The organism is Streptomyces fractus, assembly GCF_049844455.1.
In the GTDB taxonomy this organism is placed as follows: Bacteria; Actinomycetota; Actinomycetes; order Streptomycetales; family Streptomycetaceae; genus Streptomyces; species Streptomyces fractus.
On the sequence record NZ_JBMYHI010000002.1, the window covers coordinates 4162257 to 4178512 of the forward strand.

Here is a 16256-nt window from a genome sequence, read left to right on the forward strand (position 1 = left end):
TACTCCAATCCAGCGAGGGCACGACAGGCATGCTAGGCCAGACATGGCTCGCACATCAGTCCACAGTGCACTCATCATGGTGGGGTGATGGAGTTTGAGCCCGACATCCCCCGCTGGCGCCAAGTGGCCGCGATCATCAAAAGCCGCATCGAGGACGGGACTTACGGTCCACGCACACGCGTGCCGTCAGTGATCCAGCTCGGCGAGGAGTTCGGGATCGCCAACGCCACCGCGCAGAAGGTGAACCAGAACCTCAAGAAGGAAGGCCTGGTCTACACCGAACCAGGCCTGGGTTCCTTCGTCTCCCGCGACGCCGCCGCAATCCTCAAGCAGGCCCGCACCGAATGACCCCCGCCCAGGACCGCCGCACCGAACTCGCCCACTTCATCCGCAGCCGACGCGAGCGGCGCAGCCCCGAGGCGGCCGGGCTGCCGAACGCCGGGCGCCGCCGGACCCCGGGTCTGCGCCGCGAGGAGGTCGCCACGCTCGCCGGGGTGAGCATCACTTGGTACACGTGGCTGGAGCAGGCACGCGACATCCGGGTGTCTCGGCAGGTGCTCGGCGCGCTGGCCGGGGCGCTCGGGCTCGACGGGACCGAGCGCGCCCACCTGTTCCGGCTGGCCGGGGAACTGCCACCGGAGGACGCCGACCCGGCACCCGAACTCCCCCACCAGTACCGACTGTTGCTCACCCACCTGGACCCGAACCCGGCGTTCATCGTGAACCCCCGGTTCGACATCCTGGCGTGGAACCGGGGCTGCGAGCTGCTGTACGGAGACCTGGGCGCGCTGCCCGCACGGCGGCGCAACGTCCTGTGGCTGACGTTCACCTCCCCCGAAGTGCGGGCCATGACCCGCGACTGGGAGGCCGAGGCGGCGCTCACCCTCGCCCTGTTCCGCACCCAGGCGAGCGAGGGCGTCCTTGCGCCCGACCTCACGGGGCTTGCCGAGGAGTTGACGGAGGCCAGCCCCGACTTCGCCCGCCTGTGGCAGCGCCGCGACCTCGCCCCGTTCGCCCCGCAGGCGCGCACCGTCGACCATCCTCGGCTCGGCGAGGTCACGCTCGACTACGTCAAGCTGCACCTGTCGAACGACGACAAGACGCTTGTGTCGTATCTGCTGCCGCCCGGAACAGAGTTGGAGCGCAGGTTCGCGGAGCTGGCCGCGGTCACCGGTCAGGCGACCGTGAATCCGCCATCGACGGGCAGCACGGTTCCGGTCACGTAGTCCGCGCCGAGGAGGTACGCGATGGCGCCCGCCACGTCCTCCGGCAGGCCGACCCGCTTGACCGGCAGGTCCGCTGCCGCGGCGGCGAATTGTGCGGCCCGTTGCTCCTCGGGGAGGAAGGACCACCAGGGCGTGTCCACGGCGCCGGGCGCGACGGCGTTGACCCGCACCGGGGCGAGCTCGGCGGCGAGCGGGGACACGATCCGCTCGATCGCGCCGTTGACGGCGGCCAGGGCCACGCTCCCCGGCAACGCCGCACGCGCCGTGGCGGCGGAGACGAAGGTGACCGAGCCGTGGACGCGGGCCCGCTGAACCGCGTACAGGTACGGGAAGAACTTGCCGTCGAAGGCGCCGCGCACGTCGGCGAGCGGCACCTCCGCGAGCGGCCCGAGCCCGAGCGCCCCCGGGCTGAAGGCGAGCACCAGGTGGTCGAACTCGCCGAGGCGGTCGAAGAAGCGGGCGACGGCCCCTTCGTCCGTCCCGTCCACCTGCTCGGCCTCGGCCACCCGCCCCTTCACAGCGGCCAGCTTCTCGGGATCCCTCCCGGTAACGATCACCTCGGCGCCTCCCGCGGAGAGACGCTCGGCCGCGGCGAGGCCGATCCCCGATGTCCCGCCCATGATCACAACACGCATCTGGTCCTCTTCCACTTCCACGCTGGATGGCTTCGGCGGCGCCTCCGTCGGTGCCGAGCGCCGCCGCCCCCTCAGGGTCCGCAGCGCGGGAAGCCGGAACCAGACGCCCGTGATGCTGGTGGTACCGGCACCCCCCTTGAACCGCGAACCGTGGAGGTTTCCGGACACCGCCCCGGCCTCACGAAGGCCTCTGGGCGTCCGAAAGTCCCCGCCCCTCCGAAGGGGTGGGGTGGGGTTGTCCACAGGGGCGTACGGGCGTTTCCGGCCGGGGGCATCCTGGCGGGATGCAGCCGCGTCCAGGACTCGACACGCTCACCCGGCAGGGGGTCCTCCTCACCGCACAGGCGCTCGACGCCGGGTGGCCGATGCGGGCCCTGCACCGGGCGCTCGCCCGCGACGGCTGGTCCCGCGTGCGGGCCGGTGCGCGGGTCGCGCCCGGAAGGGAGATCGACCTCAGGACGCAGCTCCTGGTCGAGCAGCTGCTCAACCCCCGGCTCGTCGTCAGCCACCTCGCGGCGGCCTGGCTGTGGCGCATCGAAACGCTGGGGCCGACGCCGCCCTCCCCGGAGTTCACCGACCCCACGCTCCGTACGAACAACAAAGGTGGCCTTCGCCGCCGGGCTCACCGGAGCCGGCTCGACCCGACGGAGGTACGGGAGGTGCGCGGGCTGCGCGTGACGTCCCCCGTCCGTACGGTCACCGACCTGCTGCTCGCCGGACCGCGCGACGCCGCCCTGGTCGCCGTCGAATCCGCCGTCACCCGCCGTACCGTCCACGGGGTGCGGCGGGCCCGCCTCACCGGGCTCACCGCCGTCGCCGACGCGCTGAACCTCCCTCACCCGCCCCGCCGGTCCCAGGCCTGGCTCAGGCTCGCCGACCCGGCATCCGGTTCCCCGGCCGAGACCGTCGCACGCCTGGCCATGCTGGACGCGGGGCTCAGGCCCGAGTCGCAGGCGGAGCTCATCACGCACGAGGGGCGGCAGGTGTTCGTCGACTTCCTCTTCCGGGCCGAAGGGCTCGCCGTCGAGATCGAGGGATACGCCTACCACGGCACCCGCGAGCACCATCGCCGCGACATCGACCGCTTCAACCGCATCCAGTCCTGCCCTCAAGTGCGTGCGCTGCTCCGGTTCACCGCCGTCGACGTGTTCCGCGGCCGGAGCCGATTCAGCGCCGAGGTCCATCGGGCGCTCGCCGCCCTCCGAAAACATGGCTGAGGGCGGCGGCACCCGAATCGGGTGCCGCCGCCCTCACATCCGTAGACGCGAACGCGCTACACCGTCAGCCCCCGCACCAGCAGGTCAAGCAGCGCGCACACGAAGAGTGCGATGCCGATGAAGCCGTTGACCTGGAAGAACGCCCGGTTCAGGCGGGACAGGTCGTGGGGCTTCACGATCGTGTGCTCGTAGAGGAACGCGCCCGCGACGATCACGAGGCCGACCCAGAAGAACGTGCCCGCGTCCGTGGCCAGGGCGTACCAGACGAACAGGGCCGTCGTGAGGGTGTGGCAGACGCGCGCGCCCCAGATCGCGCCGGGGATGCCGAAGCGCGCCGGGACCGACTTCACGCCGACCTCGCGGTCCGTCTCCACGTCCTGGCACGCGTAGATCAGGTCGAAGCCGCCGATCCAGATGCCGACGGCGAGGCCGAGGATGACGGCCGTCCAGGACCACTCGCCCGTGATCGCGATCCACGCGCCGATCGGGCCCATCGCCTGGGCGAGGCCGAGGATCGCCTGCGGGAAGTTCGTGAACCGCTTGCCGTACGGGTAGACGACCATCGGGATCACCGCGATGGGCGCGAGGGCCAGGCAGAGCGGGTTCAGGAGCGCCGCGGAGGCGAGGAAGACGACCAGGGCGATCAGCGCGCCGGTCCACGCCGACTTCACCGACACCGCGCCCGTCACCAGTTCACGGTGCGCGGTGCGCGGGTTACGGGCGTCGATCTCGCGGTCGATGATCCGGTTCGCCGCCATCGCGAACGTCCGCAGGCCCACCATGCAGATGGTCACCAGGAGCAGCCGGCCCCAGTGGATGTTCCCGTCCCACTCGAACATCGCGGTGAGGGCCGCGATGTACGCGAAGGGCAGCGCGAAGACCGAGTGCTCGATCATGACCAGGCGCAGGAACGCCTTGGTGCGTCCCGGCTGCTGCGGGATCGCGGCGGATGCTGAGGTCACTAGAGTCCGTACTCCTTCCAGCGGCGGTCCACCAGGGCCGCCGTACGGGGGTCGGAGACGACCATCTCGGGCCAGCCTCCGTCCCTCGTGTAGCCCTCCTCGGGCCACTTCTTCGTCGCGTCGATTCCCGCCTTGCCACCCCAGAACTGCTGGTAGGAAGCGTGGTCGAGGTGGTCGACCGGGCCTTCGGCCACGGTCAGGTCACGGGCGTAGTCCGTGTTCCCGAGCGCGCGCCACGAGACTTCATGAAGATCGTGGACGTCGCAATCGGAGTCGACGACGACGATGAGCTTCGTCAGCGACATCATGTGCGCGCCCCAGACCGCGCTCATCACCTTCTGGGCGTGCTTCGGGTACTTCTTGTCGATCGAGACGATCGCGCAGTTGTGGAAGCCGCCGGACTCCGGCAGGTGGTAGTCCACGATGTCCGGGACGATCACCTTGAGGAGCGGGAGGAAGAAGCGCTCCGTCGCCCGGCCCAGGGGGCCGTCCTCCGTCGGGGGCCTGCCGACCACGATCGACTGGATCAGCGGGCGCTTGCGCATCGTCACGCAGTCGATCTTCAGCGCGGGGAACGGCTCCTGCGGCGTGTAGAAGCCGGTGTGGTCGCCGAAGGGACCCTCCGGGAGCATCTCGCCCGGCTCGAGCCAGCCCTCGATGACCACTTCCGCGTTGGCCGGGACCTGGAGCGGCACCGTCTTGCAGTCGACCATCTCGACGCGCTTGCCCTGGATGAAGCCCGCGAGCATGTACTCGTCCATGTCGCCGGGCAGCGGCGCCGTCGACGCGTACGTGACGGCCGGCGGGCAGCCGAAGGCGATCGCGACCGGCAGCTTCTCGCCCCGCTTGGCGGCCACCTGGTAGTGGTTCCGGCTGTCCTTGTGGATCTGCCAGTGCATGCCGATGGTGCGCTTGTCGTGGCGCTGGAGGCGGTAGAGCCCGAGGTTGCGGATGCCCGTCTCGGGGTCCTTGGTGTGGGTGAGCCCCAGGTTGAAGAAGGAGCCGCCGTCCTCGGGCCAGGTGAACAGCGCGGGCAGCTTGTCGAGGTCGACGTCCTCGCCCTGCAGCACGACCTCCTGCACGGGGGCCGCGTCCGACTTCACCTTCTTCGGCGGTACGTGCGTCATCGCGCCGAGCTTGCCGAACGCCTCACGGATGCCGACGAAACCGTGCGGCAGCTCCGGCTTGAGCAGGCCGCCGATCTTGTCGCTGATGTCGTCGTACGACTTGAGGCCGAGCGCCTTGAGCAGTCGGCGGTCGGTGCCGTAGACGTTCATCGCGAGGGGCATCGACGCGCCCTTCACGTTCTCGAAGAGGAGGGCGGGGCCGCCGGCCTTGTTCACCCGGTCGACGATCTCACCGACCTCCAGGTACGGGTCGACCTCGGTCTTGATGCGCTTCAGGTCGCCTTCGCGCTCCAGAGCCCTGAGCAGGGAGCGAAGATCGTCGTAAGCCATGCGTTCCAGTATCGGGCACCGACTACGCTGGCCCGGTCACCGGGGGCCAGGTCGGCTCCGTTCCGCTCCTTGGGGGATCGCGACACCATGCTGCGCTACTTGCCGTTCCTGCTGGTCCTGGCGCTCTGGATCTACGCGTTCATCGACTGCCTGAACACCCCGGAGAAGGAGGTGCGCGGGCTGCCCAAGGTGGTCTGGGTCATCATCATCCTGCTGTTCGGCGAGGTCCTGCTCGGACCGATCGCCTGGCTGTTCGCGGGCAGGCCGCGGCGCGCTCCGGCGGGCGGCGGAACCGCGCGGTTCGTCGCGCCCGACGACAACCCCGAGTTCCTGCGGTCCCTGCGGGACGACGACAAGAAGGACGAATGAGTACGACCATGGATCCCGATCTCGCCCGCACCTGGCTCGCCACCGCCGTGGAGGAGGCGAGGTCCGGACTGGCCGAAGGCGGCATCCCCATCGGCGCTGCCCTGTACTCCCCCGACGGCAAGGTGCTCGGCCGCGGCCACAACCGGCGTGTGCAGGACGCCGACCCGTCCGTGCACGGGGAGACCGACGCGTTCCGCAGGGCCGGCCGGCAGCGCACGTACAAGGGCACCACGATGGTGACCACACTCAGCCCTTGCTGGTACTGCTCAGGTCTGGTGCGGCAGTTCGGGATCTCGCGGGTGATCATCGGCGAGGCCCGTACCTTCCACGGCGGACACGACTGGCTCGCCGAGCACGGCGTCGAGATCGTGCTCCTCGACGACCCCGAGTGCGTCGGCCTGATGAAGGACTTCATCGCGGCGAAGCCGGAGCTGTGGAACGAAGACATCGGGGAATGAGCCGGTAGGCCCATTGCCGAGTGTTCGCTCGGCGTCGTACAGTCTGGGTAGGCGGTGTTCGTCGACCGGCGAACACTCGCCCCCTCTACCTGTGCGACGGAAGGCGAATGTCATGCGTGCGGTGCGGTTCGAGGAGTACGGCGGCCCCGAGGTCCTGCGGGCGGCGGACGTAGCGGTGCCGGAGCCGGGACCCGGGCAGGTGAGCATCGACGTCGCCTACACCGGGGTGAACTTCGCCGACCTCAAGGCCCGCTCGGAGGGCTACCGGGTGGAGGCGCTGCCGCACGTTCCGGGCCTTGAGGCGTCCGGCCGGATTCGCGCGCTGGGGGCGGGAGTCACCGGCCTCGCGGTCGGCCAGGAGGTCGCCGCGCTGACCGCCTCCGGCGCCTACGCCGAGGTGGCCCTCGCCGACGCCGTCACCACCTTCCCGCTCCCCGCCGGCCTCTCCCTGCGCACAGCCGCGACGCTGCCGACCGTGCTGCCGACGGCGTACGCGCTGCTTCACTCGGTGGGCCGTCTGCGAGCCGGTGAGAGCGTCCTCGTACAGGGCGCCGCGGGCGGAGTCGGCACGGTGGCCGGGCAATTGGCCCGGGCGGCCGGGGCGGGCCGCGTGATCGGGGTCGTGTCGAGCGAGGCCAAGGCGGCGTACGCGAAGCGGTACGGCTACGACGCTGTCGTGTCGGCCGATGAATTCGGCGCGGCCGTAAGGGACTTGACGGACGGCCGCGGCGTCGACCTGGCGCTCGACCCGGTCGGCGGCGAGACGCTCCGGCAGACGCGCGAGGCGCTCGCGGTGTTCGGCCGGCTCGTGTCCTTCGGCAACGCGTCATCCGCCCCTGCCTGGCAGGTCGGACAGGACGAGCTGTATCCGACCGCGCTCTCCGTGGGCGGCTTCTCGATCCTCGGCCTGGCCCGCACCGCGCCCGCCGAGCTGCGGGCCCTCGCCGAACGGGCCTTCGCCGTGCCGGACATCGAACTCCCGGTGACCGCCGAGTTCCCCCTCACGGACGCCGCCGAGGCGCACCGCCTCATGGGTTCACGCACGAGCACCGGGAAGCTGCTGCTGCGCGTGGCGGAGTGACGGGTCTCCGCGGGGTCGTCGAACGGTCCCCCGTGCCGCTCGACGACCCCGGCCAGGGTTGCCCCTGGCTCCCCCCACGAGGAGATCAGTGTGGCTCAGCAGCGTACTGAATTGGAGTGGCTTTCTAGAAATTCACTATAGAAACACAGCCCGGGCGGTGCCTTAGGCTGGTCGTCGTCATGAGCCCCAAGCAACTGCGCGGCGCGGAAACCGTCGACCGCCTCCTCGATGCCGCGCTGCGCGTCTACACCGACGCGGGCGAGCAGGGCATCACCGTCAACTCCCTGACGCGCACGAGCGGTTCCAGTCCGGGCAGCCTGTACCACCACTTCGGCAGCGTCGACGGGCTGATCCAGGCGCTGTTGCTGCGCTGGCTCGGCCGGCTCCTCGACGAGCTCACCGCGGCCCTCGAACGCTCCCGCACCCCGCGCACGGGGATCCGCGCCGTCGTCGAAACGTATCTGCGCTTCATCCAGGAGCACCCCGACGCCTCCCGCCTCTTGCACTCCTCGTACGCGGACCGCGTGGGCATGGCGCAGGCCCGTCAGTTGCGCGACGCGCAGGAGGCCCGGCTCTCCCCGCTCACCGAGTGGATGCGGCAGCACGTCGACTCCGGCGCGATCGCCCCACTGCCCGCGCCGGTCATCGAGGCCCTGGTGCTCGGCCCGGTCATCGGTCTCGCGCGCGGCTGGCTCGCCGGGACGCACGAGACCGACCTCGACCGGGCCGCGCGCATCCTGTCGGAGCGGATCTGGCGCTCGCTCGCGCCGTGACACGCGAAAGGCCGGCCCCGTAGGACCGGCCCTTCACACCACGGTGGTGGCGACGCGTCACACTCCGGCGTACGAGTGCTTGCCCGTGACGAAGATGTTCACGCCGTAGTAGTTGAAGATCCAGCAGCCGAAGGCGATCAGCGCCAGGTAGGCGGCCTTGCGGCCCTTCCAGCCGGCGGTCGCGCGGGCGTGCAGGTACGCCGCGTAGGCGACCCAGGTGATGAACGACCAGGTCTCCTTGGGGTCCCAGCCCCAGTAGCGGCCCCACGCGTCGCCCGCCCAGATGGAGCCCGCGATGATCGTGAACGTCCACAGCGGGAAGACGGCCGCGTTCACGCGGTAGGAGAACTTGTCCAGGGACTGCGAGGCGGGCAGCCGCTCCATGACGGACGTCGCGAACCGGCCGGGCGTGCCGCCGCTCGCGAGCTTGCTCTCGTAGGAGTCCTTGAAGAGGTACAGGAGCGTACCGACCGCGCCGACGTAGAAGACCGCGCCGCAGAAGATCGCCGTCGAGACGTGGATGTACAGCCAGTACGAGTGCAGCGCCGGCACCAGCTGGTCGCTGGACGTGTACAGCACGGTGGTGGCGAGGCCGAGGTCGAGCAGGACCGTGATGACCAGGGGCAGGCCGAGCCAGCGCACGTTCTTCTTCAGCGCGAGCAGCACCAGGTAGATGGCCACGGCGACGGTGGAGAAGGTGATGCTGAACTCGTACATGTTGCCCCACGGGGCCCGCTCCACCGAGAGCGCGCGGGTGAGTACGCCGCCCAGCTCGACGATGAAGGCGAGGATCGTGAGGGAGATGGCGATGCGCCCGTACATGTCGCCCTGGACGTCACCGCCGGCGGCACCGGGCCCGTCCGGCACGTCACGCGCGCCGGCCGCGGCCCGCGTCACGACCTTCGGCCGCTCCAGGACGGCGGTGCTGCCCTCCTTCTTGACCGTGACGGCGGGCGCGGCGGCCGCTTCCGTCTCGGCCTTGCCGGTCAGCGCGGCGGCGGTTCGGCCGACCTTGCTGCGGCTGCCGAAGATCCACTCGGCCAAGTTCGCGAAGAACGCCAGCAGATACACGGCCATCGACGAGTAGATGAGGACATTACTGGTGTGAGCCAGGTTCTCGTTGACTGCGGCGGCAAAAGTCACCTCAGCACTCCTTCGGGTGGTTATCCCGGCGACTTGCGGTCGGGCGGTGAGGTCGGCAGGAGGATTGCGCTCGTTCTACGGGGCTGGTTTCAACCCGGCCGGCGGGTCTCACGTCTCGGCCCCTTCGGTTACCACAGCGGTGTCGGCGTCGGACGGTGCGTCCGGCTCCGCCCCCGTGCTCTCGGGCGCGCTCGGCGCCTCGCGGTGGAGCTGCTCGACCAGGGAACCGAGCTCCTCCGGCAGCTTCGCGGACTCGCTGCGGCCGAGGCCCGCCATCTCGACGACGGTCACGCCGTCGGGACCCGGGGCGGCGCGCACCCAGACGCGGCGGCGCTGGATGAACAGGGAGCCGGCGAGGCCGAAGATCGCGGCGATGGCTCCGCCGAGTGCCCAGGTGTCACCGGGCTGGTGGGAGATCTGGAAGGTGACCCATTCCTTGATGTCCTTGTCGAACGTGATGGAGCCCGCCCCGTTCGGCAGCTTCATCGTCTCGCCGGGCAGCAGCCGCTGCTTGAGCGCCTGGCCCTTGGAGTCCTTGAAGGGCTTCATGTGCGAGGTGTCCAGCTGGTACACGTTCTGCGGAAGGCCGGCGTCGACGCCGAGGTCGCCGTGCGTCGCGTTCAGCGCGAGGACGGGGAAGTCGAGCGCGGGGAACTGGGACAGCATCGTGCCCTTGCCGGCGCCCGCGAACGTCGGCACGAACCAGGCGGCGAAGCCCAGCTGTTCCTTCTTGCCCTTGGCGTCGCGGTAGCCGTCCATCACCTTGATGGCGCCCTGCGAGGAGATGTTGGAGTCGATCGGCAGCATCGGCACGGTCTGCTGGGAGACGACCTTGCCCTTGCCGTCGCGGACCGTGACGGGAACCGCGTAGCCGTGCCCGTTGAGGAAGATCTTGGTGCCGTCGATGTCCAGCGGGTGGTTGGACTCGATGGCGGCCTTCTTCGTCTTGTCGCCGGAGCCCTCGGTGTAGCTGACGTTCGCGCGGAACGTGCGCGGGGTGCCCTTCTCGGGTCCCGTGCGCTCGTACGTGGCCGTGAACTTGTCGAGGGTGAAGCTGAACGGCGACAGGTCGTGGTCGCTGTCGAAGAGGTTGCCGGACTTGAAGTCGTCGTACTGGGTGAGCGTGTTGGCGAACCCGTCGCCCTCGGTGACGAGCTTGCCGCCCTCGAACTTGAACAGCTGACCCCAGGCGAAGGAGACCAGCATCACGATCAGCGCGATGTGGAAGACGAGGTTGCCGACCTCGCGCAGATAGCCCTTCTCGGCCGCGACCGCGTTCCCCGCGACGTGCGCGCGGAAGCGGCGCTTCTTCATCATCGCGAGGGCCGCGGTGCGCACCTGCTCGGGGTCCGCCTCGGTGCGCCACGTCGCGTACGCGGGCAGCCGGGTGAGCCGCTTGGGCGCGCCCGGCGGGCGGCCGCGCAGCTGCCCGACGAACTGCCAGGAGCGCGGCACGATGCAGCCGATGAGGGAGATGAACAGCAGCAGGTAGATCGCGGAGAACCACACCGAGCTGTAGACGTGGAAGAAGCCGATCTTGTCGTAGATCCCCGCGAGCACGTCGTGCGCCTTGCGGAAGTCCTCGACCTTGGTCGGGTCGGTGCCCTGCTGCGGGATCAGCGAGCCGGGGATGGCGCCGAGGGAGAGCAGGAACAGCAGGATCAGGGCGACCCGCATCGAGGTGAGCTGCCGCCAGAACCAGCGGACCCAGCCGATGACACCGAGCCTCGGCAGGTTGGGCGCGCGGTCCTCCTGGGGGGCCGTGCTCAGCTGGGAGGACGCGGCTTCGAGATCAGTGGCTTCGCCAGCGCTCTGTACATCACTGCTCTGTACGTCACTGCTCTGTACGTCGTCGGTCGTCTTGCTCATGGATCAGATTCCCACCTGGAAGCCGGTGGACCAGGTCCGCATCTGCCCCACGAGGGCGTCCCACGCGCCCGTGAGCAGAAGAACTCCGGTCAGGATCATCATGATGCCGCCGATGCGCATCACCCACGTGTAGTGCTGCTTGACCCAGCCGAACGCGCCGAGCGCCTTGCGGAAGGCGATCGCGGCGAGCACGAAGGGCACGCCGAGACCGAGGCAGTACGCGATGGTCAGTATGGCCCCGCGGCCGGCGGTGCTCTGCACCGAGGAGAGGCCGATCACGGAGGCGAGGGTCGGGCCGATGCAGGGGGTCCAGCCGATGCCGAACAGCGCGCCGAGGACCGGGGCTCCGGCCAGGCCGGCGGCGGGCTTCTTGTGGAAGCGGAACTCCCGCTGCGTCATCCAGGGCATGAAGCCCATGAAGAAGACACCCATGGCGATCATGAGGGCGCCGAGCACCTTGCTCAGCACCCCTTGGTACTCCTGGAGCGTCTGGCCGAAGAAGCCGAACAGCGCGCCGCCGGAGACGAAGACGGCGGTGAACCCGAGGACGAACAGGCTGGCGCCCGCCGCCATCCGGCCCCGCCGCTGCTCCATCAGATCGGTGCCGGTGATGCCGGTCACGTAGCTCAAGTAGCCGGGTACGAGCGGCAGCACGCATGGGGAGAAGAAGGAGACGAGGCCGCCGAGGAGGGCGACCGGCACGGCCAGGAGCAGCGCGCCGTCCGTGACGGTGTCACCGGAGGCGAGTGCGACGAGGGAGGAGCTCACGACTCCTCACTTCTCCGCGATGACCGGCGCGAGCAGCTTGCGCAGGGCACTCTCGCTGAGCGGCTTGAGCGAGCGGGCCGCGATCTTGCCGTCCCGGTCGACGACGAGGGTCGAGGGGATGGCCTGCGGGTTGAGCGTGCCCTTCTCGAACTTGAGGAGCAGCCGGCCCGTCGGGTCGTAATAGCTCGGGTACGGGACCCCGTAGTTCTCCTCGAACTTCTGGGCCGGTTCGGTGCTGGTGTCGCGGGTGTTGATGCCGAGGAACTGGACGCCCTGCTTCTCGGTGTCCTTGGCGACCTTCACGAAGTTCGGGGCCTCGGCGCGGCAGGGCGGGCACCAGGAGCCCCAGACGTTGAGGACGACGACCTTGCCCTTGTAGTCGGACAGGTGGAGCTGCTTGCCCTCGAGGTCCTTGCCGCTCAGGTCGGGCGCGTCGTGCCGGTCGCCCTTCTTGACGGAGGCGACGGCGCCGGAGCCGGACCCGCTGACGAAGTTGGTGTTGTTGCCGCCGCCCGACGTGCCGCCGGAGCCGCAGGCCGTCAGCGCGAGGGCCGCCACGGCGGCTCCTACGGTCAGCTGGGCGGCGCGGCGCTTCGTCGCGGTGGTGCGGGGGGTGCGGGAGGCGGCACTCATGTGAAAAGTTTCGCATGTCTGTTTAGGGGATCTTCCGCACCCCCCTCGCGCTGGGAAAAGCCCACTTCAGGAGGGGTTTGCGAGGAACTTTCGCCAGCCCTCGGCGGGCTGTTGTCCCACGTCGAGAGTACGCAGCTTCGCCAGCGTTTCCGGGTCCTGCGTGTCGAGCCAGTCGACGAACTGCCGGAAGGAGACGAGCCGCACGTCACCGTGGTTCTCCGCGGTGGCCGCGATGTGCTTCAGCGCGTCCTCGACGGCGTCCATGTAGATGCCGCCGTTCCACTCCTCGAAGTGGTTGCCGATGAAGAACGGCGCCCGGTTCGTCTCGTATGCCCGCTTGAATCCCTGGATGTACGCCTGGGCGGACTGCTTGCGCCAGCCCGGGTAGTTGGCGGCGGGCGCGCGCGTGGAGTTGAGGGACTGGTTGGCGAGCATGTTGTAGTCCATCGAGAGGACCTCGAAGCTCCGACCGGGGAACGGGACTGCCTGCAGCGGCAGGTCCCAGATCCCGAGCCGCTTGTGCGGCCAGCGCTGTACGCCGCCGGGCGAGGACGCGTCGTAGCGCCAGCCGAGTTCGCGGGCGGTGGGCAGCAGGCCGTCCTGGCCGAGCAGACAGGGCGTGCGGCCGCCGACGAGTTCCTTGTCGTAGTCGAAGGGCAGCGCGGGCAGGTCCTTCCAGCCCGTGTGCGTACGCCACTTCTGGACGAAGGACTTCGCCTGCTCGATCTCGTCGCGCCACTGCGCGGGCGTCCAGTCGGCGACGGTGCCGGTGCCCGCGCAGAAGTGCCCGTTGAAGTGCGTGCCGATCTCGTGCCCTTCGAGCCAGGCCCGGCGGACGTACGTCAGGGTCTCCTTGATGTGGGCGTCGGTGAGATAGCCGATGTCGGAGGCGCCGACCGGATTGTTGGGCGGGCGGTAGAGCCGCTTCTTCGACTCGGGCAGCAGATAGAGGCCCGAGAGGAAGAAGGTCATGTGCGCGCCGTGGTCCTCGGCGAGCTTCAGGAAGCGCGGGAACAGCCCGTTGCCCACCTCGCCCGCGCCGTCCCAGGAGAAGACCACGAACTGCGGTGGCTTCTGGCCTGGTTCGAGCCGCTCGGGCCTGCCCGGCTGATGGGGCTGCCTCCCCGTGTACGCCGTCGAGCCGTCGCCGATGGCCCGGAGCCGCGCCCGGGCGGGCGCGCCCGGCCTGCCGTGCCGCTCCGAAGTGACCTTCGGGGCTCCGCCCGTACCGCACCCGGCGAGCAGCGCTCCTGTCGCCGCACCCGCACCGAGCCCGAGCAGCCCCCTGCGACTCACATCCCGCATACCGTCGTCCCCATTCCTCACGCTGCCCCATTCACAGGGGCGCCCCGGAAGAGGGCACGAGGAACACGCGGGTTCCGGTAAACGGTCCGCTTTTGCGGCGATTTGAAGAGGTACGCGAAAGGCCGCCGGGTTGACGGCGGCCTTTCAGCGGAATGTTGCGCGGGATCAGGCCCCGAAGGCCTTGTCCTTCCCCTTCACGGGCTTGGCACCCGCCAGGAGATGCGCGGGTACGAGATCGCGGGCGGGCTCGGTGTAGCCCACGGACACGATCTTGTCGCCCTGGTACGTGAACGTCGTCAGCGAGGCGAGCGTGCACTGCCGCTTGCGCGGGTCGTGCCACAGGCGCCGCTTCTCGACGTAGGACCGCACGATCCAGATGGGCAGCTGGTGGCTGACGCACACCGCCTCGTGCCCGCGCGCCGCGTCCTTCGCCGCGTCGAGCGCACCCATCATCCGGACGACCTGGTCGATGTACGGCTCGCCCCAGGACGGCTTGAACGGGTTGACGAGGTGCTTCCAGTTCTCCGGGTTCTTCAGCGCGCCGTCACCGACGCCGAAGGTCTTGCCCTGGAAGACGTTGCCCGCCTCGATGAGGCGCTCGTCGCTGTCCAGGTCGAGGCCGTGCGCCTTCGCGATCGGCGTCGCCGTCTCCTGCGCCCGGTCCAGCGGGGACGCCACGACGTGCGTGATGTCCCGCGCGGAGAGGTGCTCGGCGACCCGGTCGGCCATCCGCCGGCCGAGGTCGGAGAGGTGGTAGTCGGGGAGGCGCCCGTACAGGATCCCGTCCGGGTTGTGCACCTCGCCGTGGCGCATCAGATGGACGACGGTGATGTCGTCGCCCGACTTCGGGGCGCTCATGCGGTGGCCTCCGCGGCGGCGCGGGCGGCGGCGGGCAGCGCGGCCGCGATGCGCTCGATCGCCCGCTCGTCGTGGGCGGTCGAGACGAACCAGGACTCGAAGGCCGAGGGCGGCAGGTACACGCCCTGCTCCAGCATCGAGTGGAAGAACGGGCCGAAGCGGAAGGCGTCCTGGCCCTTCGCGTCGTCGTAGTTCGTCACCTCGTTCTCCGTGAAGAACACGGTGAACATGTTGGACGCGTTCTGCACGCGGTGCGCGACGCCCTCCTTGGTGAGCGCCTCGCTCACCAGGCCGCGCAGCTGCTCGCTGGTCGCGTTCACCTTGGCGTACGCGGCGTCGTCGAGCAGTCGCAGCTGGGCGACGCCCGCGGCGGTGGCGACGGGGTTACCGGACAGCGTGCCCGCCTGGTAGACCGGGCCCGCCGGGGCGAGGTGCGCCATCACGTCGGCCCGGCCACCGAACGCGGCGGCCGGGAAGCCACCGCCCATGACCTTGCCGAACGTCATCAGGTCGGGAACCACACCGTCGACGCCGAACCAGCCGGCCTTCGACGTACGGAAGCCGGTCATCACCTCGTCGGAGACGAACAGCGCGCCGTTCTCGGCGCACACGTCCTTGAGCCCCTGGTTGAAGCCGGCCTTCGGCGGCACGACGCCCATGTTGCCGGGCGAGGCCTCCGTGATGACGCAGGCGATCTGGCCGGGGTGCGCGGCGAACGCGGCGCGCACGGCCTCGATGTCGTTGTACGGCAGGACGATCGTGTCGCCGGCCTGCGCGCCCGTGACACCCGGGGTGTCCGGCAGGCCCAGCGTCGCGACGCCCGAACCGGCGGCGGCCAGCAGCGAGTCGACGTGCCCGTGGTAGCACCCGGCGAACTTGATGACCTTCGCCCGGCCGGTGAACCCGCGGGCCAGCCGGATCGCGGACATGGTCGCCTCGGTGCCGGACGACACGAGCCGCACCTGCTCGACGGGGTCGATCCGCCCGACGATCTCCTCGGCCAGCTCGACCTCGCCCGCACCCGGCGTACCGAAGGAGGTGCCGCGCGAGACGGCCTCCTGCACCGCCGCGATGACCTCGGGGTGGGAATGGCCGAGGATCATCGGCCCCCACGAGCACACGAGGTCGACATACTCGCGCCCGTCGGCATCGGTGAGATACGGACCGTTACCGGACACCATGAACCGGGGCGTTCCGCCCACCGCGCGGAACGCGCGCACGGGCGAGTTCACGCCACCGGGCGTCACCGCTTCCGCACGGTCGAAAAGCCCCTGCGACGCGGGTGCCTCATAGGGATAGGGAGTGTTGTTCGCCTCTGCCATACCTCTCAGCGTACGGCCCACCCTCGCGCGCCCCAGCGCGCGGACCCGCGGGCACCTAGACTCTGCCTCGCGCCGCGGCGCGCCGACACGTTTCGGCGGGGGACCGTGGGGGAGGTCACTGACACGATGATCGGGTTGCGCGCAGGCGGTCGCGCGGCCTAGAAAAGGGCTTGAGCGCCC

General features: G+C 70.0%; 16 protein-coding genes and 1 pseudogene. 7 read left to right on the forward strand and 10 right to left on the reverse strand.

Features of this window, described 5'->3' with window-relative positions; translation table 11 throughout:
- Positions 1-87: 87 nt before the first annotated feature.
- Both ACP4E5_RS20700 and ACP4E5_RS20705 read left to right on the forward strand, forming a co-directional pair.
- On the forward strand, positions 88-348 hold the full coding sequence (locus ACP4E5_RS20700) for a GntR family transcriptional regulator (RefSeq protein ID WP_425830822.1): 261 nt from the start codon (positions 88-90) through the stop codon (positions 346-348).
- Positions 345-1226, forward strand: coding sequence for a helix-turn-helix transcriptional regulator (locus ACP4E5_RS20705; protein ID WP_425830824.1), 882 nt, complete (start codon positions 345-347; stop codon positions 1224-1226). The genes ACP4E5_RS20700 and ACP4E5_RS20705 overlap by 4 nt, the downstream gene beginning before the upstream one ends.
- Here ACP4E5_RS20705 and ACP4E5_RS20710 read toward each other — a convergent pair.
- Positions 1175-1861: an SDR family oxidoreductase gene (locus tag ACP4E5_RS20710; RefSeq protein WP_425830826.1), complete on the reverse strand. Its 687-nt coding sequence runs from the start codon at positions 1859-1861 to the stop codon at positions 1175-1177. The two genes, ACP4E5_RS20705 and ACP4E5_RS20710, sit on opposite strands and share 52 nt — an antisense overlap.
- Before the next feature lie 284 nt (positions 1862-2145).
- On the opposite strand from ACP4E5_RS20710, the gene ACP4E5_RS20715 reads away from it, so the two are divergent.
- Positions 2146-3078, forward strand: coding sequence for a hypothetical protein (locus tag ACP4E5_RS20715; protein ID WP_425830828.1), 933 nt, complete (start codon positions 2146-2148; stop codon positions 3076-3078).
- Positions 3079-3134: 56 nt separating this feature from the next.
- Here ACP4E5_RS20715 and mqnP read toward each other — a convergent pair whose 3' ends face one another.
- A complete protein-coding gene (gene mqnP, locus ACP4E5_RS20720) occupies positions 3135-4040 on the reverse strand; it encodes a menaquinone biosynthesis prenyltransferase MqnP (protein ID WP_425830830.1) in 906 nt (301 codons plus the stop codon).
- Positions 4040-5497 carry a menaquinone biosynthesis decarboxylase gene (locus tag ACP4E5_RS20725; RefSeq protein WP_425830832.1) on the reverse strand — a complete coding sequence of 486 codons (1458 nt, stop codon included), beginning with the start codon at positions 5495-5497 and terminating at the stop codon, positions 4040-4042. Before ACP4E5_RS20725 ends, mqnP begins: the two co-directional genes overlap by 1 nt.
- Positions 5498-5584: 87 nt before the next feature.
- Here ACP4E5_RS20725 and ACP4E5_RS20730 point away from each other — a divergent pair.
- The 4 genes and pseudogenes from ACP4E5_RS20730 to ACP4E5_RS20745 all read left to right on the forward strand — a co-directional run.
- Positions 5585-5863 (forward strand): annotated as a pseudogene (locus ACP4E5_RS20730) (PLD nuclease N-terminal domain-containing protein); the annotation flags it as partial.
- A gap of 11 nt (positions 5864-5874) precedes the next feature.
- On the forward strand, positions 5875-6324 hold the full coding sequence (locus ACP4E5_RS20735; RefSeq protein ID WP_425841506.1) for a nucleoside deaminase: 450 nt from the start codon (positions 5875-5877) through the stop codon (positions 6322-6324).
- Between the two features lie 112 nt (positions 6325-6436).
- Positions 6437-7405, forward strand: coding sequence for a quinone oxidoreductase family protein (locus ACP4E5_RS20740; RefSeq protein WP_425830834.1), 969 nt, complete (start codon positions 6437-6439; stop codon positions 7403-7405).
- Positions 7406-7584: 179 nt separating this feature from the next.
- On the forward strand, positions 7585-8178 hold the full coding sequence (locus tag ACP4E5_RS20745; RefSeq protein ID WP_425830836.1) for a TetR/AcrR family transcriptional regulator: 594 nt from the start codon (positions 7585-7587) through the stop codon (positions 8176-8178).
- A 57-nt stretch (positions 8179-8235) separates the two neighbouring features.
- On the opposite strand, the gene ccsB is transcribed toward ACP4E5_RS20745, so the two are convergent.
- The 7 genes from ccsB to hemL form a co-directional block, all read right to left on the reverse strand.
- Positions 8236-9321 carry a c-type cytochrome biogenesis protein CcsB gene (ccsB, locus tag ACP4E5_RS20750; protein ID WP_425830838.1) on the reverse strand — a complete coding sequence of 362 codons (1086 nt, stop codon included), beginning with the start codon at positions 9319-9321 and terminating at the stop codon, positions 8236-8238.
- A 108-nt stretch (positions 9322-9429) separates the two neighbouring features.
- Complete coding sequence (resB, locus tag ACP4E5_RS20755) at positions 9430-11190, reverse strand: cytochrome c biogenesis protein ResB (RefSeq protein WP_425830840.1); 1761 nt, start codon at positions 11188-11190, stop codon at positions 9430-9432.
- A 3-nt stretch (positions 11191-11193) separates the two neighbouring features.
- On the reverse strand, positions 11194-11958 hold the full coding sequence (locus tag ACP4E5_RS20760; protein WP_425830842.1) for a cytochrome c biogenesis CcdA family protein: 765 nt from the start codon (positions 11956-11958) through the stop codon (positions 11194-11196).
- Positions 11959-11964: 6 nt separating this feature from the next.
- Positions 11965-12591: a TlpA family protein disulfide reductase gene (locus tag ACP4E5_RS20765; protein WP_425830844.1), complete on the reverse strand. Its 627-nt coding sequence runs from the start codon at positions 12589-12591 to the stop codon at positions 11965-11967.
- A gap of 66 nt (positions 12592-12657) precedes the next feature.
- The gene (locus ACP4E5_RS20770) at positions 12658-13896 is read right to left on the reverse strand and encodes a polysaccharide deacetylase family protein (RefSeq protein WP_425830846.1); all 1239 of its coding nucleotides are present in this window, start codon (positions 13894-13896) and stop codon (positions 12658-12660) included.
- A gap of 165 nt (positions 13897-14061) precedes the next feature.
- Positions 14062-14754: a histidine phosphatase family protein gene (locus ACP4E5_RS20775; protein ID WP_425830848.1), complete on the reverse strand. Its 693-nt coding sequence runs from the start codon at positions 14752-14754 to the stop codon at positions 14062-14064.
- Entirely contained in the window at positions 14751-16076 is a 1326-nt protein-coding gene (gene hemL, locus ACP4E5_RS20780; RefSeq protein ID WP_425830850.1) for a glutamate-1-semialdehyde 2,1-aminomutase, read from the reverse strand. Before hemL ends, ACP4E5_RS20775 begins: the two co-directional genes overlap by 4 nt.
- Positions 16077-16256 lie beyond the last annotated feature (180 nt).

Coding starts and splice junctions, on each gene's coding strand:
- ACP4E5_RS20740 (WP_425830834.1), top strand. CDS start 6,437: ATGCGTGCGGTGCGGTTCGAGGAGTACGGCGGCCCCGAGGTCCTGCGG.
- ACP4E5_RS20715 (WP_425830828.1), top strand. CDS start 2,146: ATGCAGCCGCGTCCAGGACTCGACACGCTCACCCGGCAGGGGGTCCTC.
- ACP4E5_RS20745 (WP_425830836.1), top strand. CDS start 7,585: ATGAGCCCCAAGCAACTGCGCGGCGCGGAAACCGTCGACCGCCTCCTC.
- ACP4E5_RS20775 (WP_425830848.1), bottom strand. CDS start 14,754: ATGAGCGCCCCGAAGTCGGGCGACGACATCACCGTCGTCCATCTGATG.
- ACP4E5_RS20735 (WP_425841506.1), top strand. CDS start 5,875: ATGGATCCCGATCTCGCCCGCACCTGGCTCGCCACCGCCGTGGAGGAG.
- resB (WP_425830840.1), bottom strand. CDS start 11,190: ATGAGCAAGACGACCGACGACGTACAGAGCAGTGACGTACAGAGCAGT.
- ACP4E5_RS20700 (WP_425830822.1), top strand. CDS start 88: ATGGAGTTTGAGCCCGACATCCCCCGCTGGCGCCAAGTGGCCGCGATC.
- ACP4E5_RS20710 (WP_425830826.1), bottom strand. CDS start 1,861: ATGCGTGTTGTGATCATGGGCGGGACATCGGGGATCGGCCTCGCCGCG.
- ACP4E5_RS20765 (WP_425830844.1), bottom strand. CDS start 12,591: ATGAGTGCCGCCTCCCGCACCCCCCGCACCACCGCGACGAAGCGCCGC.
- hemL (WP_425830850.1), bottom strand. CDS start 16,076: ATGGCAGAGGCGAACAACACTCCCTATCCCTATGAGGCACCCGCGTCG.
- ACP4E5_RS20725 (WP_425830832.1), bottom strand. CDS start 5,497: ATGGCTTACGACGATCTTCGCTCCCTGCTCAGGGCTCTGGAGCGCGAA.
- ACP4E5_RS20770 (WP_425830846.1), bottom strand. CDS start 13,896: ATGCGGGATGTGAGTCGCAGGGGGCTGCTCGGGCTCGGTGCGGGTGCG.
- ACP4E5_RS20705 (WP_425830824.1), top strand. CDS start 345: ATGACCCCCGCCCAGGACCGCCGCACCGAACTCGCCCACTTCATCCGC.